Raw genomic sequence first — 24,469 nt, 5'->3', positions numbered from 1 at the left:
GCAGGGGTTGAAACCCCCGCCTCAAAGCTGAAGTCCTCTCAAGAGGACTGAAGAGTTCATTAGTTAGCAATTATGCACTTTAGAGGGTTTTATTGCAAAAATTTGAGATTCTTCGCTTTGCTCAAAATGGCAAATTTACCTTGTAATCCGTAAGTCTTGTTAGTCCTCTTTAGAGGACTTTAGCTTTTAGCCAGGGAATTCATTCCCTGGCGGCCTCCATTGGTGAGTGACGGCCTATTTTAGCTTCTCAAACTAACGCCGAATTTCTCAACTAAAACATCGCGAACTTTTTGTTGGGCTGGTTCGACATCGGTTTCGCTCAAAGTTCGATCGCCCGCGCGGTAAACTAACCGAAAAGCCAAACTCCGCTGTCCCGCCGGCACGTTGTCGCCCCGATATTCGTCAAACAGTTCCACCGAATCCAGCAAACTACCCGCCGCCTTTTTCATCGCACTCTGCATCTCAACAACGGGAACTTCAACCGGTGCGAAAAATGCAATGTCTCTGTCAGAAGCGGGGAAACTCGAATAACCCGCGAATTTGCGAGTTAAGTTGTTCGATCGCCCTAACTCACCCAACAGCACGGCCAAATCTAATTGAAACACGTAAACCTGCTCAGGCAAATCCTTTTCTTGCTGCAATTGCGGGTGCAACTGTCCAAAAACTCCTAAATGTTTTCCGTTTAACGATAACGCAGCCGTGCGGCCCGGATGCAAGCGTGTATTCGAGGAATCGCTTTGATATTCTACCGACAAACCCAACTCCTGAAACGCGCTTTCCAAGATACCTTTTGCCTCAAACCAAGTCAAAGGTTGATCGCGCCCTCCCTGCTGCCATTTCCACACAGTCGGATCGCCGCCAATAATCCCCGCAACTGCATCGGCTTCCTTCATGGCATCCCCATCTTTCCAGAAAATGCGGCCGACTTCAAAACCGTTTAGTGCGCCATTTCCCTGTTCCAAATTGTACTGGAAAGCATCAATCAAACCCGACAGCATTTCTGTCCGCAAAGCCGAATACTCCACAAACAGCGGATTCGCCAGCACAACCTGATTGTCTCCCTCTGTTTTCACCAAAGAATAGTGCATCAACTCCGTCAAACCGGCCGCCCGAAAAGCCGATCGCACATTCCGAATTGCCGCATATTCCGGCGACAGATAACCCGGTTCCGTTTTACTAGGCAAAGTATCGCAGAAATTGTCATAACCGTGGAGTCTGGCAGCTTCTTCAATTAAGTCAATTTCCCTTTCTAAATCCCGGTAGCGGTAAGGAGGAACAGTCACATTCCAAACCCGCTCTTTTTCCGTTGGAACAACTTCGCATCCCAAGGCTGTGAGAATATTTTTCACCTCTTCCGGTTCCAGATATTTAGAACCGCCCGTTTCTCCTCTTTTCAACTGCCCTAAAACCAGATTAACTCGGTCTAAACGCAATTCGAGCGATCGCGAAAAACTCAAATCCTCGCCCGAACGCGCCGTTTTCTGCACCGTCGCAGTGCCTCCAGCCAACTCCAAAATTAGGGCGACAGCGCGGTTGCAAGCAGTCGTCAAAGCCGCCTGATTCACCCCCCGCTCGTAGCGGATCGATGCCTCGCTCCGCAGGCCTTGAGCGCGCGCAGAACGGCGAATCGTTGCCTGGTCAAAAATCGCTGCTTCCAAGACTAAATTTTGCGTTCCTTCGTGAACTTCCGTGTCTTCGCCGCCCATTACCCCAGCTAAGGCAACAGGTTTGTCGCTAGCAGTAATTAACAGGTTTTGTGCTTGCAAATTGCGGTTTTGTCCGTCCAAGGTTTTGAAGGATTCCCCTGATGAAGCAAAGCGGACGCCGATGTTGATATCTTGAGTACCAGTGAAAGATTGTAGGCGATCGCGATCGAAAGCGTGCAGTGGCTGACCCCATTCCAATAAAATGTAATTAGTCACGTCAACCACATTATTGATCGGTCGCACTCCCGCCGCCTGCAACCGCTGCTGCAACCAAGCTGGAGAAGCAGCAATTTTCACACCTTCAATTGCCGTGCCGATGTAAATCGGGCATCCTTGCGGTTCCGATATTTCTACTGCCAAACCAGGACTTTCTTTGCCCTCAATCGCAACACCATTCGCTGCGGGAATTCTCAAACTCGCCCCAGTCAGCGCCGCCACTTCCCGCGCTACACCCACCATGCTCAAAGCGTCAGCCCGGTTGGCAGTTGCTGTTAAGTCTAAAATCACGTCATCTAAACCCAAAAGCGGGCGAATATCGCTGCCCAATTCGGGATTTTCTAAATCGAAAATGTGAATCCCGGCTGACTCTTTAGATAGTCCCAATTCCGCCAGAGAGCAAATCATTCCTTCGGAAGGAACTCCCCGCAATTTAGCAGGTTTAATCTTTAAATCAATAGTCGATAAATAAGTGCCAACAACAGCGACAGGCACGTAAATATCTGCCCTAGCGTTGGGTGCGCCGCAAACAATATTCAAAGCTTCTGAAGAGCCGACATCCACTTGACAAACTCTCAATTTGTCTGCATTCGGATGCTGTTCGCAGGCGATGATTTTGCCCAAAACTACACCGCTTGCCCACGGGCGGCGGTCTTCAATTTCTTCAACTTCAAAGCCTGCCATTGTCAGGGTTTCGGCTAATTCTTCCGGCGACATCGCCACATCCACCAATTCCTGCAGCCACTTTAGAGAAATACGCATAATTTAGTCAGTAGTTAGTTGTCAGTGCTCTGTAGTTATTAGTCATTAGTCGGCGCCGACGGGCTACGACTTTTGAGTCCCAGAATTTATTCGGGAAAGCTTTTCATAGCATACTAATTTAAATTTGTCAAGACTTTTATGGTACACATCAGCAAAAACGAGGGATCTGCCCAGAGGTCGATGGCTACTGGCGGATGAGTAGCATTCTCATTCAGAGAATGAGCTATGCTAGATACATCTAACAACGCAAAAAGCATCTAAGTTTAGAAAGACTTTACACAAAAAAGCACAACTTTAGCAAGTCTTTAAACTATCTTCAAGGATAATCAACCGAAAAAACTCACACCAGCGAGATAATCAAAATAGGGAAAAGATATCGGCCTAAAAGACTTAGGTGCAATTCCAATTCGCGATCGAACGCACGGCCTGCCGAAAACTGATAGATTAGTATGTCTACCAGAAGCAGGAACAGGCTATTTGTGCAGTCGAGCGACGCTGACAAGATCAGAACAACATAGGCAAACTCAATCAATATGAGCTACTGCGTAAATCCGGGCTGTCCCCATCCTCAAAACCCTGCTGACTCTATTCTTCAGTGTCAGACTTGCGGTGCGCGGTTATTGCTGCGCGCTCGCTACCGAGTCATTGAACCGTTAGGACAAGGAGGTTTTGGAGCTACATTTCTGGCAAAAGACATCTCATTGCCCGGTCAACCGAGTTGTGTGGTCAAGCAACTGCGACCCAGTAGTTCGTCGCCGCGAGTTTTAGAGATGGCGCGGGAATTATTCAAGCGAGAGGCGAAAACCCTCGGCCAACTGGGCGACCACCCGCAAGTACCGAGGCTACTAGACTATTTTGAAACAGAACAGCAATTTTACTTAGTTCAAGAGTATGTTAAAGGCTCGACTTTGAAACAAGAAGTCAAGCACTCAGGCCGTTTCAACGAATCGGATGTTAAAAATTTTCTATTAGAAATTCTGCCAGTAGTGCAATATATCCACAGCCAAGGAGTAATTCACCGAGACATCAAACCCGCAAATATTATTCGCCGAGTTCAAGACGGCCACTTAGTTCTGATTGACTTCGGAGCGGTAAAAGACCAAGTTAGTCAAACAATATTATTAGACCCCGCCGACCAAAGCGCCAACACGAAATTTTCAGTCGGCACATTTAGTTTTGCCCCCCCGGAACAAATGGCGCTGCGGCCGATATTTGCCAGCGACATCTACGCGGTGGGCATGACTTGCTTGTACTTGCTGACAGGAAAATCGCCCAAGGATTTAGATTTTGATGGAGTAACCGGCGAAATTGTTTGGCAGCCCCACGTTCAGGTAAGCCCAAATTTTGCGCGGATTCTCGAAAAAATGCTCAAGCCGATGGTTGGGCACCGCTTCCAATCGGCAGCAGATGTCCTCAGAGCTCTCTCTGGCCAATTTGAAGACCCAAGTCTTGTGGATGGCTTGGCAACTCAATTCAACGGCTCTTCTCGTACAGTTGAAGAACCGACAATATTTAATGACGAGGGTTCTTCGTGGTCACCGCCGAGGAGCAAAATCAATGAAGATTTGCGATCGAACCACACCCGCGCTGGTAGAACTTCCTTCAGCCAATCTGGGAACACGGGGATGCAGCCCAGAGTTTCCCGTACTCTGGCTGAGTCCGGCAGAACTTTCGGAACGGTTGGACATTCTAGCGACAATTTAGCAGTGTCAAAGCTATCGAAAGTTGCTCCTAAGTGGGACACCAACAGCTTGCGAGCGGCATATTTTAAAGGCAAGCGCGATTTTGCTGACTGCGAACTGTCTGGCCTGCAACTGCAAAAATTGCAGTTAGCGGGGGGGAATTTTTATCAGGCTAGGTTGGTGAAGGCCAATTTGCAAGCAGCGGATTTGTCGGGCGCGAATTTGGGTCACGCGAGGTTAATTCAGGCAAATTTGCGAGATGCTAATTTGACTGAGGCTTATTGCAGCACTGCCAATTTTGAAGGGGCGGATTTCCGAGGTGCTGACTTGACGGGGGCTTATTTGACTAAGGCGAATTTGCGGGGAGCAAATTTGTGCGGGGCGAATCTTACCAACGCTACAGTTTCTGATGAACAACTGGCAATGGCAAAGACCAATTGGCTTACTGTTAAGCCGGATGGTAAGCGGAGTTTTGGATTTTAAGAAGTCATTAGTCATTGGTCATTAGTCATTGGTCATTAGTCATTAGTCAGTAGTCATTAGTTAGTGGGTAGCTGCTACGAATAACAACAGTCAACAGTCAACAGTCAACAGTCAACAGTCAACAGTCAACAGTCAACTCCCCCTCCCCCAGTCAGGTGAGTCGTCAGGAGGAAGCTCGATCGCCCCAAAGCCGCCTAAATTAAAAACTAGGAATGGAGGATTCGATCGCACCTAAACATGAAACTGCTCAACCCCCGCACTCGAACGCTTCTGTACACCGGCATCCTGGCGCTGGCCTACTTTGTTACCGGAAAACTCGCAGCGTCGATGCTGGGACTGGTGAAAGCCGAACCCTCCCCCGTGTGGCCGCCCGCCGGTATTGCTCTAGCGGCACTGCTACTGCAAGGGCGACGGATGTGGCCGGGAATTGTCCTCGGTTCAGTGCTGTTAAACTCTACCGGCGGTGTACCGTCGGCTGTCATTGCCACATCGGCCTTTAGCGTCACCCTGCAAGCGCTGGCTGGAGAGGCTTTGCTGACTTGGAGCGGATTTTCTACCAAACTCGATCGATTGCGAGATGTTCTGGCTTTAGTGGCGGGCGCTGTCATCGGGTCTACTTTGGTCGGTTCTATCCTCGGCAACTTGGGTACGTGCATTTTTGGTTGGGCTCAGTGGAGCAATTTCTCTCGGAACTGGTGGACTACGTGGCTCGGAGACGGCATGGGAATTTTGATTGTGACGCCTGTGCTGCTGACTTTGAACCACGCCGTTAACAGTTTTAAATTTCCACTAAAACTTAGATGTTTCACTATTCTCAATTACTTGTTTAGGAACAGGCATATTGCCTGTTCCACAAGAGATGAATTTGATTGTGTAACAGGCATATTGCCTGTTCTTGAAAAGGGTGTAACAGGTGAGGAAAAATCTCGAATTATTTCAAGTTTAAAAGCATTTTTTAACTGGAACAATAACCAATCACAAGTTACAAATTATTCAAGCAAATGGTCTGCAAGTGAAAACCGATATAATCTTCTATTTTTAATTATTAATTATTCAGAAATAGCGCTCTGGCTGACTCTCTTGCTGAGTGTGAGCTGGCTGTTTTTTTGCTCAAAAACACAAGCGGCGATCGCTCAGTATCCGCTGGAGTATCTGCCTTTTCCTCTGATAGTTTGGGCTGCCCTGCGGTTTCAATCGGCGGGAGCGATTTTTGCTTATTCGATCGTCTCTTACATCGCGATTTGGGGAGCCGTGCAGGGAGGTGGCCCGTTTTTGGCCAAAAGCGATAATCTCAAACAAGCGGTTTTATTTTTACAAGCTTTTACCGGTACGATCGCCCTTGTGGCTCTGATGTTGGCTGCCGCCGTAGCAGAACGCCAGCAAGCGCTGGTGGAGGTGCGCCGCACGGCGGCCATGCTGCGCGATCGCGAAGCTAGTTTAGCCAACGCTCAGCGCATCGCTCAGTTGGGCAATTGGGATTTAAATTGCGCCGCCCTCACAGCAACTGACAACTGCCAAGAATCCGCAGAACATCGTATATCCCATATCGAATTGCGGTGGTCAAACGAACTTTACCGCCTCTTGGGTTTTGCTCCGGGAACTGTCAAACCGACACCAGAAGTTTTTTTGCAGGCTGTACATCCAGAAGACCGAGAATTGGTGGCGCGATCGCAGCGCCAAGCTATGTTTGAGCGCACACCATATTGCATTAACTACCGAATTGTGCTACCAGATGGCTCCGAACGCACTGTCTGCGAACAGTCAGCCATTCAGTCAGGGGCGATCGCCGCCACAGTCCAAGACGTTACCGAACGCCACCGCGCGGAAACCGCTTTGCGGGCGTCCTCCGATCGCGATCGCTTGCTCTCAGAAATCGCCCTGCGAATTCGCAACTCCCTCGACCTCGAAGAAATTCTCAACACTACTGTTGCCGAAGTCCGGCAATTTTTCAAGGCAGACCGCGCTTTCATCGGTATTGTGGACGCGGAGGGGGTAAATCTTCCTAACCCGGTATACGGTAAGGTTGTGGCCGAGTCTGTGGATGCCCAATGCCGTTCTCTTTTGGGATGGGTACTCGCTGACGAGAATCACCTCGAAAGCCAGAAAACTTTTTATGCTAACAACCGCGTCCGAACTATCTCCGATACTGCTAGCGTTCAACTCAACGTTCCAATTGCCCAATTGTACAGCGACTATCAAATTCGCGCGACGTTAAATGTGCCGATCTTCCTGGGCGATGAATTGTTCGGGATCTTGGCCGTCAACCAGTGTTCGGGGCCCCGCCAGTGGCAGGAATTTGAAATAGATTTGTTGGAAAAACTCGCTACTCAAGTGGCGATCGCTCTCCAGCAAGCCCAACTTTTGCAGCAGGTAAAAGCTCTCAATGCCAACTTGGAATCTCAAGTGGAGGAACGCACCCGCCAACTACAGCAAAAAATGCACGAACTGCAAGAAAGCAACCGCCTCAAAGACCTATTTTTGCACGCAGTTTCTCACAATCTCCGCACTCCAGTTATGGGAATGTTAATACTGCTGAAAAATTTGCTCAACAAATCGGCCTCTGATTCTCTACAAGATGTTCCGGTTTCTCGATCGATTTTGCAGCGCATCGTTCAAGCCAGCGAACACCAGTTGACTATGGTTAATTCCCTGCTCGACGCTCACGCTAGCGAGGTGAAAGGTATTGTTCTCAATACTGTACAGCTAGATTTGCCGTCTTTAGCTTCAGCTATTGTTGCCGATTTAGAACCGATGCTGGCCAAAAATCAAGCAACTTTGACTCAGGAAATCCCGGCGGATTTGCCACAAGTCAAGGCCGACAGCAAACACTTGCAGCGGGTGCTAGAAAATCTGTTGACTAATGCTATTAAACACAATCCTCCGGGAGTCAACATCAATTTTAAAGCCGAGGTAATTGCAGTTGAAAAAGCGCTAAGTTATGAAGAAAATTCCCAGGCTTTAACATCTCAAACTACTCAGATCGCCCGCTGTATCGCTAACGGGATATCTGCTGCGGGCGATCGTCCTAGGATCGGCGAGACCACCCAGAAAAATCAGGAAACCGTGGCCAAATTCAACCTCGACGGCAGTTGCAAAATGCCCCGCTATCAGGGTCAAATTGGCAATAGCGGCAGCAAATTGCCCGGAGTCACCGTAAAAATGGTTCGCTGTAGTGTAACAGATAATGGAGTGGGAATCAGCGCCAAACAGCGGGAATCTCTATTTGAACTTTACGTTCAAGACCCTAATAGCCGACAATTAACAGGGTTGGGTTTGGGCTTGTACCTCTCCAAGCAAATTATCAAAGCTCACGGCGGCGAAATCGGCGTCGAAAGCACTCCCGGCGGTGGCTCGACTTTCTGGTTTTCGCTACCTGCTGTCAATTCGGACGATCGATCTTTCTCAACCTAAAATCTCAAATCTCAAATCTAAAATGGTATGAACTCTTTGGGCAAGGCAAAATCAGTTCAGGCGTTAACGGTTTACGAGGTGTGGCGCGATCGCTTCCTCCGAGATCGGCTGCGCCCTGCTGTCGGAATTGCCATCTTTTTTGCCTTCACAATAACGGTTTATTTTCTGGGCGAAAGATTCTTCGCTCGCCAGGAGTTTGAAAGTGTTTATTTGTACACGAGCGCTGCTGTAGAATTGGGTTTGCTGACCTGTTTTGTGTTGCAAAAAACCTCCTTCGGACAGCGCTATCCCGGTTTGCTATTTTTGGGTTTTTCGTGGTCGCTGACGGTAATTGTACAGCTTGGGTTAGCTGTCGCACAAGCCGGGGACGTACCAATTTTTACCTGGAGTTTAGCGTTTCTGATCCAAGCTACGCTGATGCCCGTCCGCTGGCGTCTCCACCTGATTTCTCAACTCGGCGTTTTGTGTTGCCACGTCGGGATAAATTTGGTTTTAAATCTAAGTTTTGCTAAGTATACTCCTTTTAAGTTGACCGGGTTTTACTTATATTTGTTTTGGTTTTGTTTGATTTGCGATTTGTCGGTTTATTGGTACGAATGTCTGCAACGGAAAGAGTTTAGTACCAGGCGTGAGTTGGAATCTGCTTACCAGCAGTTGGAGGTGGCGGAGGCGAAGTACCGCAGCATTTTTGAGAATGCGGGTGAGGGAATTTTTCAAAGCACTCCCGATGGCCGTTATATTACTGCAAATCCAGCTTTGGCGAGGATTTACGGCTGCGATTCCCCGGAAGAAGTGACGGCAAAGTTTACTGATATTGAACGACAGTTGTACGTCGATCCGGCTCGCAGAAATGAGTTTTTGCGATCGATCGAGGAAAGCGGCACAGTATCGGATTTTGAATCTAAAATTTACCGCTCAGACGGCAGTATTGTCTGGATTTCCGAGAAGGCGCGGGCGGTACGGGACAGCAGCGGCGCCGTGCTTTATTATGAGGGTTTAATTGAGGATATCACGCAGCGCAAACAGGCACAAGAATCGCTGCGGCTGTTTATTCACGCTCTTTCTCACGACTTGCGAAACCCGGTAGCGGGAATGTTAATGGTGCTGAAAAATTGGCAGACGAAACCTGGGGATTCGATCGCAATTCCCCGTTCTATTTTGGAGCGGATGATTCAAGGTAGCGAGCAGCAATTGCGCTTGATAAATTCGCTGTTGGAAGTTCACGCCGGGGAATTGCGTGGTTTGGTTTTGCACTGCGAATCGGTTAATTTGAGGGCGATAGTTGAAGCTGCTGCGACAGATTTGGAGCCTTTGATGAAGGAGGGTAAAGTTACTTTTAAAAATTTGGTGCCGGATGATTTGCCAGCCGTGAATGCGGACAAAACTCAGTTGTGGCGAGTCTTCTCTAATTTAATAGCTAATGCTTTGAAACACAATTTTCCGGGATTGAATTTAACAGTTTCGGCTCAAGTAATTAATGCGGAAAAATTAACTATAAATCAAAGCACAGCAAAACAAAACATCGACAAATTACCGATTACCAATCCACAATCCCCCATTACCAATCCCCAATCCCCAATCCCCAATCCCGGAAGTAGGATGATTTACTGTACCGTGGAAGATGACGGGGCGGGAATCTTGCCGGAACAGTGCGAACATCTTTTTGACCTTTACGTTAGGGGCGATCGATCCCGACACTCGGTTGGTTTGGGTTTGGGTCTCTATCTTTGTCGGCAAATTATTGGTGCTCACGGCGGCCAAATTGGGGTAATTAGCACTCCCGGTGCTGGGGCAAGTTTTTGGTTTACTTTGCCGCTGGCTGAGAATTTCCGGTGATTTTTTTGTATTTTTAATTACATTTAATCTAGCAATCTTGCCAGATCTTTAGAACGTTATTAATTGCTGAAACCCTTGCGAAATATGCTCTTCCTTCTGCCTGCGGCTATACTTTTGTTGTGCCGTCGCAGGTGCTTTTTGAGTAGTTCAAGCCAAATCAGTCGATCGGACTATTTCGATCGGACTATTGATATTAATTTAAAAGCGTGGTATACTTCCCAAAAGTTTTTAAAGGAAAAATAAATTTTCGATCTTCACATTTTCTTTAGAAACATCATTTAATCTAGAAAATCTCTAAAACTAGATAAAAAATATGCAATTTATGTTTATCGAGCAAAGCTCAGGAAATACAGCTAAAGACAATGCAGCTAAGTACGACTCAGCTAAATATAACGAGCGGTCGTTCTCAACTTTAATGCGGGCGCTCCGTCTTTCCCAAGGTTACTTTTCTTTCGTTTTAGTCCACTGCAACTCGCTAACTTTGCGGCAGCAAATAGTTGATCGGCTGCAAGTAAATTGTCCCGTTAAACCCCGACAACTGTTTTTGCCCAAATCCGCGACAACTCTCTACACGACAATTGCAGCAGAAATAGACGGCGAAAAGCCTCCTGCTTTAATGCTCCTCGGTTTGGAATCAGTGGAGCCGATCGATCGATTGCTCGTTTCTACCAACCTATTATGCAGCGAATTCAGCAAAAAATTTTCCTTTCCCCTCGTCTTTTGGGTGACGGATGAGCTTCTGAGAAAAATCATTCGCACCGCCCCAGATTTATACAATCGGATGACGACAATTAGATTCATCAGTAATTAGTAATCAGTCGATCGATTTTAGATTTTAGAGTTTAGATTTTTAACTCTCAACAGTCAACAGTCAACAGCCAACAGTCAACAGTCAACAGTTAAATTCCGCTTCCCAAATCAAGACTAATTCTCGCGCCGCCGCAGTTCCCTCAGCAGGAAAACCTGCCAAAAAGTCTTTATCAGCCCCCACGTCGTAAGGCCCTTCCTTAAACTCTAAAATCACAGTATCCTGTGTCAAAGCTACTAACGTGTGAATAGTTCCCTCTGGCAGTTCGACAGCGCGAGTCGGACCGGCCGCGCTGACTCGCAAGGATTGCAGGATTTGACCGTTTTCGTTCAAAATAAGAATACCGACTTCTCCTTGAATCACCACAAAAAACTCAAAACCGCTAACAGCAGGCGGGCGCAGGTGTTGGTGAGGGCGGACGTAAGTGCCTGGTTGCAGCACGTTGACAAACCGCTGCACCTTTTCAGATAAATCATGGAAATTGTAGTTTTGTCGCTGGCGGGGACTGCGGCGGGAGGAAGCGGCAACTTCGTCTAGCAATTCTTGCGTCAGCAATTTGATCGGAGGGGACTGCACAACAGATATCCTGTATTTAAGAGTTTGTGAACAAATGGGCTAGTCTGGGATCATCGTTATCAGCATCTCTTGACACATGGAAATCGCAACTCAGGTGCGTATCACTAAGGCAATGCGTTTGTCAAGTATCTTTAGAAAAAGTATTAGCCCGATCGCCCTTTTGACTATTCTAGTCTGCGCCAGTAGCGTTTTTGCATCTGAACCGACGGCGGCAATGTTACTTCAGCAGGAATTCCCACAGCAGCAACTTAAAGAAGAAATTCGCGATCGAGTTCAAGAAGAAGTTGACATTGCTTTCGGGCGCACGGCGGTACTGCTTAACGGACTGGTAATTGCCCTAACTTTGTTTCCGACAGCAGCCGGAGTCGGGGTTTGGTTTCTATTGAGAAAATTGTCCAAGCAGACAACAATTGCTCGCCAAGAAATTGAAAGTCTCCATTACGATACAATCTCTCAATTAAAACTATTAATTTCCGACGCTGAAACTATCTTAGGCGAAATTCAACACCAAAATCACTCGGCAGAGGCAGAAACAGACCTTTTATTCCCAGATGCCCAAATTCAAGAATTTGCTCCGGTTAACTATGGCAATTACCAACAGTTATTGACCGCCGGCGACTATGCTAAACAGGGAGATGCTTGTTTCTTTGAAAACCGTTATCAAGATGCGATCGCAGCTTACGATCAGGCCCTGCAAATTCAGCCGGATTTAGCCGATACTTGGAATAACCGAGGAGTAGTGCTCACGAGAATGCAGCGATATCCAGAGGCGATCGCTTCTTACGAACAAGCTACTACAATTCGCCCCAATTATCCCGATGCTTGGAACAATCGAGGCGTGGTATTGTTGGAGTTGCAGAAGTACCAGGAGGCGATCGACTGTTACGAACAAGCAATTCAAGCCAAACCCGATTATGCCGATGCTTGGAACAACCGAGGCGTTGCTTTTTCCAAAATGCAGGAGTACGAACAAGCAGTAATTTCTTACAATCAAGCCCTACAAGTTAAAAATGATTATACTGACGCTTGGAACAATCGAGGCGTTGCACTCTCCAAATTGCAAAAATACGAAGCTGCGATCGCTTCCTACGACAATGCTGCTAAAATCCGACCTGACTTTTACAGAATTTGGTACAACAAAGCCCGATGTTATGCCCTACAAGGTAAAATTGAATTAGCAATTGAAAATTTAAAGCGCGCCCTCAATCTCAATCCGAATGTGTGTAAAGAGTTGGCAAAAAGTGAAGCTGATTTAGAAAAAATTCGCGAACACGATGCGTTCAAGCAGTTGATAAGTTAATCCTTCAAAAATAATCGTCAACTATAGGATAACGAATAGGTCGTAAGATTAAATGAACCGCGAAGACGCTAAGGAAGAGAAAGAATGGAGGCCGTTTTTCCTTTGCGCTTTTTGCGTCTTCGCGGTTCGTTTTACAAATATTTCTGCAACAACAAACCCATTTTCTCCTTAGTGGCGGCCGGCACTTGATCCAGCCGAGTCAGAATTGCATATTTCAAAGCTGAATGTGCATCAGATACTGGGGGATTTTCTGTTAGTCTACGGACTGTTTCTTGAATGACTTTTTGAGCATTCTCTGCATTGCGGTGCAAATTTGCTATTACCATTTCTACTGTTACGCTGTCGTGTTCGGTATGCCAGCAGTCGTAGTCTGTGACTAAGGCTAAAGTTGCGTAGGCAATTTCTGCTTCTCTGGCTAATTTTGCTTCCGGCAAATTTGTCATCCCAATGACTGTGGCATCCCAACTGCGGTAAAGGTTTGATTCTGCTTTTGTGGAAAATGCGGGGCCTTCCATGCAGACGTAAGTGCCGCCCCGGTGCAGGTTAACGTCGGGGAGGTTCAAGGATTCGATCGCACTTGCTAACACTTTAGCCAATTCGCCGCAAACCGGATCGCCGAATGTGATGTGACCGACTATTCCTTCTCCAAAAAAGGTAGAAACTCGATTTTTTGTACGATCGATAAACTGATCGGGCACTACCATATCTAAAGGTTTCGCCTCTGTTTTCAGGGAACCAACCGCCGACGCTGAGATTAAATACTCAACTCCCAAACTCTTCATTGCATAAATATTGGCGCGATACGGCACTTCGGAGGGCAAAAAAGTGTGGTTGCGGCCGTGTCTAGCCAGAAATGCTACGGGCGTACCGTCCAATGTTCCCACAATTGCGGCATCCGATGGCGCTCCAAAAGGTGTATCAATTTTCACCTCTTCAATATCCTTGAGGGCCTCCATTTTATACAAACCGCTGCCGCCGATAATTCCGATTTTTGCTTGTGCCATTTTTACCCTCTGCTTGAGTTTTACCACCGTGATTCTATCGGGCCATCGTTAAGTTGGTGTAAAGATAATTAAAGATTTGGTGACAACAGTCACCCCACATACACTATTTTGTCACTAAAAATATGTGATCTTAATCACAAAGTAGCTTCACAAAATCTTTAAAAATAAAGGTACATAGTTCTGTTACTTATTTTTAGCGTGTTAAGACCATGACAGTCAGCTCTGCTAACCTCCCCAAAATCTCGATCGAGGCGATCGTCGAGCGCATCTTTGCTTTTCGCCAGATTACCCCCCTTGACAGACGGCTGCTGAAATCAGCAATGCTAGCCCAGAAAGGTCTGAACGAAAAAGACCAGTGTCACATCAACCGAGTTTGTCAGGGCATCCAAAACGGATTGATTTTAGTTGTAGAATAAATTTGCAGCACGATCTCTTGCGAGCTCAACAAGCTGTGTTAAAATTTGTGTCTGAGTTTGTATTTGCTAAAACTGCGTTCGGGCGCTGTTTTACTATTTTTCGCCGCGCGATTTATCAACATCACCAATAATATTATTTAAATCTTATCGCTCAAAATTCAACAGCCAAAAGCCTGTATAAGTCATGCCACTATCATCGGGCTGGACTAACAAAAAATGTAATCCTTTACTTAATTGCTTGCGCTGTTGGTAAATTTGGGCCGCGGCTTTCACCTCGCTATCTTCAAAAGTAGCCACAACCCACCTATCTACTAGCCCAGCTTCCAATATCAATCCGTCTGGTTCTCCCGCGATATAATTCAAAGCAAAAGGTTTGGCATCCTGAAGCCATCTAGCCAAGCGCATAGACTGGCGTCCGCCGTCAATCACCACTCCCGGTACGGGTACTGTTGAGGCCAAGCCCAAATTCAGCGGTAACAGCAATTCTGGCATTTCCAAAATTGGCAGGGGACGCCCTTGGAAAGCCTCTTCAATGTCGCCGGCGGGTAGGGAAGCAAAACGCCAGCCATCGCCCCAGAGGTTTTCGGGTAAAGGCACGGGCGGCGGCGAGTCGAGGGCGATCGCGCTATAAGTTTCACCTGTATAATTAGGCATACTCGAATATTCTTTGGCGCGTTGTTGCAGCAGCAATTTCAGAGCCGCAGTGCGCCGAGTCGCTTCCACCTTGACACCCAAAACTTTGCCCGCAGCTTCGATTAAGCCCAGAGACTGAGGCCTAAATACTTGAATCAATTCGGGCAAATTTTGGGTTTGAGCTTGCTGCTGCAACTGCGAAGCTAGCCAATTAGAATTTGCATCCCCTTGGCGGCAAACAGCGCTAAATTGAAAACTGCCTTCCGAGTCGCAAATTAAGAGTTCCCACAGTGGTTTGCCAGTTTCGTCTTGGAGAGGGCGGCGGTAAAAATCGGCTTGCCAAATACGCATAAATAATTAAAATTTAAAATATACAACTCGATAATTTTAATATAGCTTGGTGACAATCCGATACAATACCGAACTTTTAAAAAAACTTCGAGCTATATATTCTCAGTTCATAGTCCAAAAAACGGCAACTGTAGGCCCGCGAGCCAAACCGTGAGAGTAATCACTCATGTCCTAATCAAAATCTAAAATTTAAAATCTAAAATCTACAATCTAAAATGGTATAAAGGCTCGCTTAGCCATTTTCCCTTAGCAATTCGCCCTTCCCAAAATCATTTAAGATAGCGAACCAAATACATATCCAATTCGCCCTTATTTTTAGCATAAATTTTTCCTCGGTATTCGCATTCAAAAAAATCTCTAACTAATTCAAAGGTTGTATGAGAAATATTGATATTTCCAGGTACGCCGGAAGATTCCATCCGAGATGCAGTATTAACTGTATCTCCCCAGACATCATAGGAAAACTTTTTATTGCCAATTACGCCAGCAAGTATTGGGCCTGAATGAATGCCAATGCGGATATCCCAATAAGGGATATTTTGTTGAGCTTTCTGTATTTTTCGCAGAGCCATGAACTGTCGAATTTCTATGGCAGCAAGTACAGCGTCAAAGGCGTGTGTTGGGCGAGGGGTAGGAATTCCCGCCGCGCACATATAGCTGTCGCCAATAGTTTTCAATTTTTCCATAGAGTATTTATCCATCACGCGATCGAAATAAGAAAAACAATAGTCTAGTTCGTCAACCAACTCTCGCGGCGTCATTTTTTCAGATAACTGAGTAAAGCCTTTAAAGTCAGTAAATAAAACCGATACGCAATCATAATAAAGTGGTTCCACTTTGCCGTTATTTTTTAGTTCCTCGGCAATTTCCACCGGGAGCACATTCAACAGTAGCTGGTCAGATTTGTGCTTTTCGGCATCGAGTTCGGAATACAGGCTATTTATCTCTTTAAATCGTTCAGCATTGCGGATAGCTGAAGATAGTTGCAAAGCCAAAAGATAGCCAATCCGCAAGTCTTCTTGAGTGTAAGCCCCCGGCTTGGTTGTGGCAAAATTAATTGTTCCTAAAACTTTACCTTCGCTTTCCAAAGGAATGATAATTTGCGAAGCGTAGGGGGATAAAATAGCAGTAGCACCCGCTTCTTGAATTAATTGAGGTTGACGTGTTGTGAAAGCCTTGTGAATAGGGCCGCCCTCTGGGAGGGCTGCAATATCTACAGGGATATGCCGGCCAAATAAGGTCATGCAAGTGTTAGTGCTGTGCAGGCAAACGCTACAGTGTTCAAAGTCTAGCAACCATTTGGCTTGCTTGCCTAGTACCCGCAAAATCTGGCCCAGATCGAGGGTGCGGTTAATGGCATTGGCAACTTCGTTGACGGCGGAAATGCGGATGGAAAGCGCTTGAGCTTCTGCTAACAAACGGCGGGCTGTCAACAGAAGTTCTTCTCGATCTTGATCTTCTAGCCGATCGCCCATAATAGGGGTATACAATATAGATTACAAAGCATCTATTTCGAGGGCTATTGAATCCGTATACCGGTTGACAAAGCTAAACAAGTCTGCTGTTGCAATAATCTCAAAGATTTCTGAATCATCAAGTCCTAAATCCCGCAGGTTTTGGTAATCAGTCTCTGTCATTTCCAGGGGTTTTGTAGCAGCCAGCAAGCCAAAAGTAATCACGGCTTTATCACGTTTTGGCAAAGGGCAGTTGGCAAAGTCAGAAACTAGGGTTCGCAGTAGTTCTTCGCTCATCCCCAAGGCTGACAATCCGTGCAGATGAACTTGGAGAGCGTACTCGCTATTATTTGATTGGGAAATAGCGACGCCTACCATTTCTTTAAGCGTGCGGGGTAAATCTCCTTGCAGAATGGTTCCCCGGAATTTTTTCCAATTGGCTTCTAATATGTCAGGGTTGATTGCCATTGACTTGAACAGGTTGGGGACGATGCCAAACCCCAAGTCTGTCAATATTTCTTCGTACACTGCTTTGGCTTTAGGATCTGTAAGTTGCTCGTATTCTATAAGTGGAAAGTATGTCATTGTTGTGTTGAATTTTACGGCTGTTAATTGGGGTGGGAATTTACGTGTTTGTTATGTAATGCCACTCAAAGGGCGACCTTACGAGCTATCTTGGCTTTAGTCGGATTGATGATAAAATGCACCGCTGTCAGCAAACCGCGAATTATGAAAATGAGCGAGCAACAAATCTGATTCTTGAGGCTGGATTAAACCTGTAATTATAGCAGTAACAGCCGCCCATAAAATTCTGTTGCGATCTGGTTTTACGGCTAATTTTAGATTTTTCCAATGGTTGTTGTCAAGTATCGGCAATTCATCTGGCGCGACGGCGTGAAATCTTACCACAACTCTTGAATTAGATAATGCTGTTCCGTTCGCTAATTTTTAGGCAAAAAAGACTGTTCGATCGCTCCGGCTCCACAAATGCCCTGAATCTTATGATCCGGTGCGCGCACAGGGGAAAAAACAAAATGCTGTGCGATCGAGTTTATTGAATTAGTCAGAGGCTCGATCGACAACCCATGCCCCAGATAAGCTAGGCTAACGCCTGCGACTGGAGTTATTATGGGTAAACTGTAAACTTCTATCATTGTCGCTGCATTTGCTATGAACCCTGCCCTGACTCAATTTGGCGCTCAGATGTCCCACCTCACGGGAGTTCGGGCAATTATGAAAGATATTATTGAAACTCTCAGAGCCGGCAGCGGGCAGGAGTTTATCAATTTGAGCGCCGGAAACCCGGTGATTTTGCCGGAAGTCGAGCAGTTGTGGCGCGACTGCACTGCGGAACTTTTGGCGGGCCCGGAATACGGCGAGGTGGTTTGTCGCTACGGTTCGAGTCAAGGTTATCAGCCGTTGATTGATGCGGTGCGGACGGATTTCAACCAGCGTTACGGATTGAATTTGACCGATCGCAATATTCTAATTACTCCCGGAAGTCAATCGATTTACTTCTACGCAGCCAACGCTTTCGGCGGCTACACTACCAGCAAACAGCTTAAAAATATTGTTTTACCGCTGAGCCCAGACTACACCGGTTACGGCGGCGTTAGCTTGATTCCCGAAGCGGTAGTCGCTTGCAAACCCACCCTCGATATTGATACGGCTGCTCACAGGTTCAAATACCGCCCGGATTTCAGCCAACTGTCGATCGACCAAAGCACCGGTTGTGTCATTTTTTCCCGTCCCTGCAACCCTACCGGCAACGTTCTCACCGACGACGAAGTTAAGAAAATTGCCGATTTAGCGGCCGCTTTTGACGCGCCGGTGTTCGTGGATTCCGCCTACGGCCCTCCATTCCCGTCCTTGAATTTTACCGAAATGACGCCGATTTTTGGCGGCAATATCGTGCACTGTATGAGTTTGTCCAAAGCCGGATTGCCGGGAGAAAGAATCGGAATTGCGATCGGCGATGAAAAACTCATTCAAGTATTAGAATGTTTTCAGACCAATATGTGCATTCATTCGCCGAGATACGGACAGGCGATCGCAACTCGTGCCATTACGTCCGGCGCTCTGGCCGACATCTCCATCAACGTAATTCGCCCGTACTATCAAAGCAAATTTGCGATCGTAGAAAGCACTCTAGAACAAGCAATGCCGAAGGATTTGCCGTGGTTTTTGCACCGGGGCGAAGGAGCAATTTTCGCGTGGTTGTGGCTGAAAGATTTGCCAATGACTGATTGGGAACTGTATCAAGAGTTGAAAAAAGTCGGCGTAATTGTCGTGCCAGGAAGTTCTTTCTTCCCCGGTTTGCGGGAAGATTGGCAGCACAAACATGAGTGTTTACGCATCAGTTTGACTGCAACAAATGATGAGATTGAAACTGCCATGAAACGCTTGGCTCAAATGGTAGAAAAGCTTTATCAGTCAGTTGACTGTTGACTGTTGACTGTTAACATTCCCAATACTTCGGGTACGCGGTTCCTGAGCGACTCGTGCTTATCGTAGCCGGAGTAATAAGATGTTCTGCATTTAAATGGTCTGTAAAAAAAACAATCAAACTCTTGTGGGTTGGGCGTCCCGCCCGCATCTAACAGGCAATTTAAATGCGCGACAGCTTATCGATTTCGTACTCGGATAGATTCGGATTATAGGTTATAGAAAACATTCCCCAGTCCCCATTTTTCAATTAAACCACCCGATAAACAAAACTCAGAGTTGCCCAAACATTCACATCCAAAGCCAAATCATCCGTCGATATCCCCACTTTCTGCACCCCCGGAATGCTAGCCGCGTGCAAATCTTCGAGTACCGCCCGCGCCACATTTAAAGGATTCAACAACACTCGAATTGGCAGGGCATCCCTCGTTTGCTGCATTTCGGCTTCTATTGCAGCCAGAGTTTGAGCCAAGGGACTCTCACTAAATATAATCATAGTTTCCGCAAGTCCGATCGACCCCGATACCGCCCACCCGCTCCCCCCAGCCGCCGGCAGAGTCAAATTCTCCCCAGGAGCGATCGCCCGCGACATTGCCCCCACAGCGTCTTTGCCCTCAGCGCCGAGCACAGACAGCCGTCCCGCGCTGTCCGAGCCAAACACCGCAAAGTAAACCGGGCGATCGCTGTCGTTATACAATCTGTACCGAACTCGGCTGCCTTCGACTAAACTTAGTATATGAGGGCTTGCGGATTTCTCACTTTCCCCGTTCAGCGGTTCCAGCCGATAATCACCGCCGGCCCGCACCGGCTCTCGCTGCGCCACAGCCCGCGCTTGCGGTGCGGTAGTTGCCAGAATCGCCCGCACCTTCAGGCGCGAAGACCCCTCATTGGCTGTCAGCCGCAGCAACTTCCCAGCCTGCAGCGCTTTCAAGTGCGGAGTCAAGCGCTGCACCGCCACCTTGACTGCTTCTCCCCCGTCGCCCTGAGTATCGGGAATCAGCATTTGAGCCACAGAAAACAAACCGTAACGGCTTTGTATCACACCAGGCTCGTGAGCCGAGACTGTTTCGGCTAAAGTCGTTTCCGGGACTCTGCCGAACCGACAGTCAGCCAATTGCTCGCTGCCTACCGCCGAAACTTGCGGCACAGTCGCAAAGGCGCTGGTGGCGTCCACGCGCTCGATGCGTTCCAAACCTGAGTCCAAAGCTACTGTCAAACCGATGTTTCGCGGCAATACCCGAATTTCTTCCCTCACCACTTCGCCGACTGTTAATTGGCCGTTTGTTTGAGCAGACCCGTCTACAACTTGGGCTTTAGCAGAGAGGCCCGTGCGTCCCCGCAGCAAAAGCCTCGCGCCCTCGGAGGAATCCACAGCAAACACAGAACCCCCGGAGCACTCCAAAACGGAGGGCGACAAACCCCCCAGCCACAACTGCACAGTTTTGCCTCCGTCTTCCACGGCCGTCACAGCGCCGTCAGATGCAGGGGAATTCAAGATTAAATTTGAAAAATTCACCGCCGGCGCGGCTGTTAAATCGTGATTGAGAATTTGCGGTTGCTGCGATAACCCCGCGATTTGCTCGACATTACCTGCAGCGCGGCTGAAACTGACGCTGAAGCTGCTAGCGGGAGTTGCCCACCACAAAGTTTGGGTGAGGGCGTAGGTAAACAAACCTGCGGTAAATCCGTTCCACTCTTGTTCGGCGACGAGTTGGGAATCCGCACCGGCGGCAAGTACGGTGGCCGCAGGACGAAGATTTGGGCGAGAGCGGAGGTCTTGGGCAAACGTTAATTCTGCGAGGCCCGGCTCGCCGATGGTGGGGCGGGGGCGGGAGCGAATGCGAAAGTTGCCGTTTGTGGGGAAACCCCGATAGTGGTAGCTGGTGTCGAGGATGGCGATCGCATTTTCTGTCGCAAGCGATCGCATCAACAGCAACAGCGTTTCCTCTAAAATATCGTTCACCGCCCGGTTTGCTAACAACGGCAAAACATCATCCGCCGGCACCAAACTGTTTTGGATTTTTCCGGGAGACTCGCCCAAACTGACTCGGCTACCGCAGCCACTAAAGTGAAAAACTACCACGTCACCGGGTTTTGCTTGTTGAGTCAAGTGAGTGATAAAAGCCGTCTCGATATTCTCCCTCGTAGCTTGAGCGTCAGTCAAAGTCAAAATGTCCGACGGCACAAACCCAAACCGATGTATCAGTAGTTCCCGCTGCAATTCCACATCCGTGACGCAGCCGTGCAGGGGCGAGTCTGGATATTTGTCAACGCCCACCAACAAAGCCAATTTCCTGGCTGTCGGCTGCGCTAAGGCTTGGAGGTAGCCATCGCCCAACGGCAGCCACAGGGCCTCGCTGATGCCGATGGCGGCCAGCACCCGGCCAGCTTGCTGCAAAAATTCCCGCCGCTTGAGTCCCATTTTTAAATAGCTTTGAATTTTAAGTTTTGAATTTTAAGTTAAATTCCCCTCAATAATTTTAGGGGAATTAATTAGATTGTGACTGTTTAGTATGAAGGGAGTTTTTAAGTTTTAACTTTTGAGCTTTAAGTTGAAAATTTCCCATTTAAAACTCAAAACTCAAAATTCAAAACTCTTCAGAATGTCGCCGACACCCAAGTTCAAGATTTAAATCTCGTAATTGAAAATATTCATTGCCTTGGCTAATTCTGCAGCGACTTCCGGCCGGGAAAACTGCGGCGGAGGCAATTTTCCAGCGCGCAGCATTTCCCGAACTTTGGTTCCCGACAAATGCACCCGTTGTTCGGGAGTGCTTGGGCTTGTTTTAGTTGTAGCCATTTGTTCCGTCAGTTGGCAATAGAAAGCGTGCTCGAATTTCATCGGCACAATTCCCAATTCTCCCGGCTCAAATTCATCAAAAATATGTTGGGCATCGTAAGTGCCGTAATAATCGCCAACTCCAGCGTGATCGCGCCCCACGATAAAGTGAGTGCAGCCGTAGTTTTTGCGGATTAAAGCATGAAAAATTGCTTCTCGCGGCCCGGCGTAGCGCATCGCCGCCGGATTAATTGCCAAAATTACGCGATCTTTTGGATAATATTTTTCTAGCAGAATTTCGTAGCAGCGCATCCGCACGTCAGCGGCGATGTCGTCATCCTTAGTCGTCCCGACTAGCGGGTGCAGAAACAAGCCGTCTACTGTTTCTAAGGCGCATTTTTGAATGTATTCGTGTGCCCGGTGGATGGGGTTTCGGGTTTGGAAACCGACTATGGTTTTCCATCCTTTTTCTGTGAACAGCATTCTCGATTTCGCCGGGTCAATTTGGTATTGGGGAAAGCGGACATCTAGTTCGCGTTCCAGCAGCCAAATGTCGCCTGCGAGGTTAACGGGCCCGGATTTGTCTACTACTTGGACGCCCGGGTGTTTGAGGTCATCGGTGCGGTAGACGTTGAGGGCTTCTTCTTCTTTACTGTAGTGATATTTTTCTGCAAGTTCCAAGAGCCCGACAAATTTGCCTGCCGGCGAGTCTAGGCGCACTAAAGTTCCTGCTTTCAGGGGGGCGGCGACTTCTTCTGTTACCGAGAGGGTGATGGGAACCGACCACGGAAGGCCGTTGGAGAGGCGCATTTGTTTAACGACCGATCGATAATCAGCTTCGTTCATGAACCCTTTGAGGGGACTCAGGGCGCCGATGGCGATCATTTGCAGGTCGGAGATCGATCGATCCGACAACTGGACTCGCGGCAGGGACTCTGCTTTGTCGAAAAATTCTTGTCTTTGGTCTAGTGTGGCAATGCGGTGGACCAGGGTGCCGCCGTGAGGGGCAATGCGGTCTGAATGCTGGCTCATGTCGATTTGAAGTTGTGGGTTTTAGCTGCCAGAGTACATAGTATCAAGCGGTGGCTGCAATTCTACATTTTTTAATTGTTCTGGACTTGTGCAGAACGCTACTTTTGTGGCGCTGTAATTCTTTAACTCTAAACTCGCGCACTCAAAACTCCAAAGTTTCCCTCAAGTCTGGACTTGAAATTCTTCGGGATCTATTCCCCAATTTACCCAGCTAATCGCTTCTTTAGCCGATCGCACTTTTGGCGGCACTCGCAAAGCGTGAAGGTGTCCCGTACTCGCACAAGTCATCTTTAACAAATAAATTGGCTCTATGTCAATATTATTCTCAATTTTCAACAAAGTATATTCTTGCCAAGAATCCAATTCTATTGCTTGCAATTCTTGACAAATTCTTGGATAGCCGATCGCCTGAATCAAAACTCGCCGCACTTCGGCATTATGTTCTGTTAACAGCCATGAAGCTTGCCAAGACTGCGGCGGAACTTGACCGATTATTTCCGGTAGTCGGACGCCACGATAAGAGTATACACTGAACTTGTCAGCAAATTCAACCGCTGGTTGACATAAAGCGTGGAGCAAATATTCACTATCAAAATGAAGTTGGATCGGGCGATCGCACACAAAGCACTTTTTCTCAAACGGGTAAATCCAGCCACAGTTTTCCACTAAAGATTTAAAGGCTGAGTATAAAGAGCGATCGTACTCCAAATTTAACACGCCAATACAAAAATCCACCCAACTTCCGTGACAGGCTGACAGTTCGGAAACTATGTTGTTATTATGATAAACCTGATCGATCAGAAATCTCTGAAATCTCCCGCCCAACTTCCTTGCTAATTTGACGTAAACTTCGTCTTTAACATGAAGGTGGAGTTGATTCATCAGTTGAGCGTACAGCGGATTATAGAGTTGGCTGTAAATCTTATTTTCTAATTTCCTGCCGAGTTGACTTCTTAATATATCGTACAATTCATTATGAATTTTGTTTCTGATTTCGCTGGCCATTCCCAGACCAGAATCGCGTATCCTTAGCGGTTCAATAGCTTCCAAAGCTATGTAAGGGCTGTCACAGAAAATAATTTCCGGTTCAGGACAGCCGATGATGTTGTAGGCGGTGTTGATGGCCGCTGTAGCTTGCGGGCGATCGACTGGTTCTATCGAAAGTCCAATTTGTCGCCACTTCTCGCGATAGATCGGAATTAGCGCTATTTGTTCGGGAGTAATTGCGATCATTTGTACAGCTAGATTATTTAATTGGCGGTAAAACTTTTTTGCTCTCGCATCCGGCAAAAAAATATCATTAAGTTTGTAATAACAACATAATTTTACCTGCCTACCTATTTTATTAGAGTCGTTAAATTATTTGTATGAATTAACAATTGTTTGCAAAATACCTAAAATCATAGGAACATTATCGACACAATAAACATCAGCATCAATAATTAAATTATTTCCATCTAATTTCAGAAACCGCCAGACAACGCCAGTAGTTACGCAGCCATATACTGCAGGTATGGAATTGTGTTCGCGTTCGTTAAATAGCTGAGCCGCTACCATTTGTGCTGCACACTGCGG

Annotated in this window: 18 protein-coding genes and 1 pseudogene; 7 read left to right on the top strand and 12 right to left on the bottom strand. The window is 47.3% G+C overall.

Annotated features, from left to right (window positions below):
- Positions 1-239: 239 nt before the first annotated feature.
- On the bottom strand, positions 240-2,684 hold the full coding sequence (gene pheT / locus QUA34_RS24965; protein ID WP_333389774.1) for a phenylalanine--tRNA ligase subunit beta: 2,445 nt from the start codon (positions 2,682-2,684) through the stop codon (positions 240-242).
- Positions 2,685-3,217: 533 nt separating this feature from the next.
- Between pheT and QUA34_RS24960 the strand changes: the two genes are divergently transcribed.
- The 4 genes from QUA34_RS24960 (at position 3,218) to QUA34_RS24945 (ending at position 10,907) form a co-directional block, all read left to right on the top strand.
- Positions 3,218-4,849, top strand: a complete 1,632-nt coding sequence (locus tag QUA34_RS24960) for a serine/threonine-protein kinase (protein WP_333389772.1) — start codon at positions 3,218-3,220, stop codon at positions 4,847-4,849.
- Between the two features lie 237 nt (positions 4,850-5,086).
- Entirely contained in the window at positions 5,087-8,260 is a 3,174-nt protein-coding gene (locus QUA34_RS24955) for an MASE1 domain-containing protein (protein WP_333389770.1), read from the top strand.
- A 27-nt stretch (positions 8,261-8,287) separates the two neighbouring features.
- Entirely contained in the window at positions 8,288-10,096 is a 1,809-nt protein-coding gene (locus QUA34_RS24950) for a PAS domain-containing sensor histidine kinase (protein ID WP_333389768.1), read from the top strand.
- A 313-nt stretch (positions 10,097-10,409) separates the two neighbouring features.
- Positions 10,410-10,907, top strand: coding sequence for a hypothetical protein (locus tag QUA34_RS24945; protein ID WP_333389766.1), 498 nt, complete (start codon positions 10,410-10,412; stop codon positions 10,905-10,907).
- 81 nt (positions 10,908-10,988) lie between these two features.
- Here the strand turns inward: QUA34_RS24945 and QUA34_RS24940 are convergent, their stop codons facing one another.
- Entirely contained in the window at positions 10,989-11,480 is a 492-nt protein-coding gene (locus tag QUA34_RS24940) for a WbuC family cupin fold metalloprotein (RefSeq protein WP_333326205.1), read from the bottom strand.
- A gap of 76 nt (positions 11,481-11,556) precedes the next feature.
- On the opposite strand from QUA34_RS24940, the gene QUA34_RS24935 reads away from it, so the two are divergent.
- Positions 11,557-12,780 carry a tetratricopeptide repeat protein gene (locus QUA34_RS24935; RefSeq protein WP_333326207.1) on the top strand — a complete coding sequence of 408 codons (1,224 nt, stop codon included), beginning with the start codon at positions 11,557-11,559 and terminating at the stop codon, positions 12,778-12,780.
- Between the two features lie 131 nt (positions 12,781-12,911).
- Here the strand turns inward: QUA34_RS24935 and QUA34_RS24930 are convergent, their stop codons facing one another.
- Positions 12,912-13,784: an S-methyl-5'-thioadenosine phosphorylase gene (locus QUA34_RS24930; RefSeq protein ID WP_333326209.1), complete on the bottom strand. Its 873-nt coding sequence runs from the start codon at positions 13,782-13,784 to the stop codon at positions 12,912-12,914.
- A 209-nt stretch (positions 13,785-13,993) separates the two neighbouring features.
- On the opposite strand from QUA34_RS24930, the gene QUA34_RS24925 reads away from it, so the two are divergent.
- Entirely contained in the window at positions 13,994-14,200 is a 207-nt protein-coding gene (locus QUA34_RS24925; protein WP_015177188.1) for a hypothetical protein, read from the top strand.
- 144 nt (positions 14,201-14,344) lie between these two features.
- Here the strand turns inward: QUA34_RS24925 and QUA34_RS24920 are convergent, their stop codons facing one another.
- The 5 genes from QUA34_RS24920 to QUA34_RS24900 all read right to left on the bottom strand — a co-directional run bounded on the left by QUA34_RS24920 (position 14,345) and on the right by QUA34_RS24900 (position 17,792).
- A complete protein-coding gene (locus QUA34_RS24920) occupies positions 14,345-15,184 on the bottom strand; it encodes a Tab2/Atab2 family RNA-binding protein (RefSeq protein WP_333389763.1) in 840 nt (279 codons plus the stop codon).
- A gap of 269 nt (positions 15,185-15,453) precedes the next feature.
- A complete protein-coding gene (locus QUA34_RS24915) occupies positions 15,454-16,659 on the bottom strand; it encodes an adenylate/guanylate cyclase domain-containing protein (RefSeq protein WP_445242848.1) in 1,206 nt (401 codons plus the stop codon).
- Positions 16,660-16,680: 21 nt separating this feature from the next.
- The gene (locus QUA34_RS24910) at positions 16,681-17,223 is read right to left on the bottom strand and encodes a peroxidase-related enzyme (protein WP_333326214.1); all 543 of its coding nucleotides are present in this window, start codon (positions 17,221-17,223) and stop codon (positions 16,681-16,683) included.
- A gap of 96 nt (positions 17,224-17,319) precedes the next feature.
- Positions 17,320-17,547, bottom strand: a complete 228-nt coding sequence (locus QUA34_RS24905; RefSeq protein WP_333326216.1) for a hypothetical protein — start codon at positions 17,545-17,547, stop codon at positions 17,320-17,322.
- 32 nt (positions 17,548-17,579) lie between these two features.
- Positions 17,580-17,792 (bottom strand): hypothetical protein, encoded by a 213-nt coding sequence (locus QUA34_RS24900; RefSeq protein WP_333389758.1) that lies wholly within the window; start codon positions 17,790-17,792, stop codon positions 17,580-17,582.
- A gap of 16 nt (positions 17,793-17,808) precedes the next feature.
- Between QUA34_RS24900 and QUA34_RS24895 the strand changes: the two genes are divergently transcribed.
- Entirely contained in the window at positions 17,809-19,086 is a 1,278-nt protein-coding gene (locus QUA34_RS24895) for a valine--pyruvate transaminase (RefSeq protein WP_333389756.1), read from the top strand.
- Positions 19,087-19,333: 247 nt separating this feature from the next.
- Here QUA34_RS24895 and QUA34_RS24890 read toward each other — a convergent pair whose 3' ends face one another.
- The 4 genes and pseudogenes from QUA34_RS24890 to QUA34_RS24875 form a co-directional block, all read right to left on the bottom strand.
- Complete coding sequence (locus tag QUA34_RS24890) at positions 19,334-21,505, bottom strand: caspase family protein (RefSeq protein ID WP_333389754.1); 2,172 nt, start codon at positions 21,503-21,505, stop codon at positions 19,334-19,336.
- A gap of 207 nt (positions 21,506-21,712) precedes the next feature.
- Positions 21,713-22,894 carry a sulfate adenylyltransferase gene (sat, locus tag QUA34_RS24885; protein ID WP_333389752.1) on the bottom strand — a complete coding sequence of 394 codons (1,182 nt, stop codon included), beginning with the start codon at positions 22,892-22,894 and terminating at the stop codon, positions 21,713-21,715.
- A gap of 162 nt (positions 22,895-23,056) precedes the next feature.
- Positions 23,057-24,127 (bottom strand): DUF6745 domain-containing protein, encoded by a 1,071-nt coding sequence (locus tag QUA34_RS24880; RefSeq protein ID WP_333389750.1) that lies wholly within the window; start codon positions 24,125-24,127, stop codon positions 23,057-23,059.
- A 126-nt stretch (positions 24,128-24,253) separates the two neighbouring features.
- A pseudogene (locus tag QUA34_RS24875) lies at positions 24,254-24,469 on the bottom strand (hypothetical protein); the annotation flags it as partial.

The sequence above is a fragment of the Microcoleus sp. POL10_C6 genome, from assembly GCF_036701585.1.
GTDB lineage: Bacteria > Cyanobacteriota > Cyanobacteriia > Cyanobacteriales > Microcoleaceae > Microcoleus.
Note: the sequence above shows the minus strand (reverse complement) of the source record. Positions and strands in the feature narration are given on the sequence as shown.

What these genes read in the sequence shown, in the direction of transcription:
- QUA34_RS24935 (WP_333326207.1), top strand. Translation starts at nt 11,557, where the DNA reads ATGGAAATCGCAACTCAGGTGCGTATCACTAAGGCAATGCGTTTGTCA.
- QUA34_RS24895 (WP_333389756.1), top strand. Translation starts at nt 17,809, where the DNA reads ATGAACCCTGCCCTGACTCAATTTGGCGCTCAGATGTCCCACCTCACG.
- QUA34_RS24880 (WP_333389750.1), bottom strand. Translation starts at nt 24,127, where the DNA reads ATGATCGCAATTACTCCCGAACAAATAGCGCTAATTCCGATCTATCGC.
- QUA34_RS24950 (WP_333389768.1), top strand. Translation starts at nt 8,288, where the DNA reads ATGAACTCTTTGGGCAAGGCAAAATCAGTTCAGGCGTTAACGGTTTAC.
- sat (WP_333389752.1), bottom strand. Translation starts at nt 22,894, where the DNA reads ATGAGCCAGCATTCAGACCGCATTGCCCCTCACGGCGGCACCCTGGTC.
- QUA34_RS24920 (WP_333389763.1), bottom strand. Translation starts at nt 15,184, where the DNA reads ATGCGTATTTGGCAAGCCGATTTTTACCGCCGCCCTCTCCAAGACGAA.
- QUA34_RS24945 (WP_333389766.1), top strand. Translation starts at nt 10,410, where the DNA reads ATGCAATTTATGTTTATCGAGCAAAGCTCAGGAAATACAGCTAAAGAC.
- QUA34_RS24910 (WP_333326214.1), bottom strand. Translation starts at nt 17,223, where the DNA reads ATGACATACTTTCCACTTATAGAATACGAGCAACTTACAGATCCTAAA.
- QUA34_RS24915 (WP_445242848.1), bottom strand. Translation starts at nt 16,659, where the DNA reads ATGGGCGATCGGCTAGAAGATCAAGATCGAGAAGAACTTCTGTTGACA.
- QUA34_RS24955 (WP_333389770.1), top strand. Translation starts at nt 5,087, where the DNA reads ATGAAACTGCTCAACCCCCGCACTCGAACGCTTCTGTACACCGGCATC.
- pheT (WP_333389774.1), bottom strand. Translation starts at nt 2,684, where the DNA reads ATGCGTATTTCTCTAAAGTGGCTGCAGGAATTGGTGGATGTGGCGATG.
- QUA34_RS24925 (WP_015177188.1), top strand. Translation starts at nt 13,994, where the DNA reads ATGACAGTCAGCTCTGCTAACCTCCCCAAAATCTCGATCGAGGCGATC.
- QUA34_RS24890 (WP_333389754.1), bottom strand. Translation starts at nt 21,505, where the DNA reads ATGGGACTCAAGCGGCGGGAATTTTTGCAGCAAGCTGGCCGGGTGCTG.
- QUA34_RS24960 (WP_333389772.1), top strand. Translation starts at nt 3,218, where the DNA reads ATGAGCTACTGCGTAAATCCGGGCTGTCCCCATCCTCAAAACCCTGCT.
- QUA34_RS24900 (WP_333389758.1), bottom strand. Translation starts at nt 17,792, where the DNA reads ATGATAGAAGTTTACAGTTTACCCATAATAACTCCAGTCGCAGGCGTT.
- QUA34_RS24930 (WP_333326209.1), bottom strand. Translation starts at nt 13,784, where the DNA reads ATGGCACAAGCAAAAATCGGAATTATCGGCGGCAGCGGTTTGTATAAA.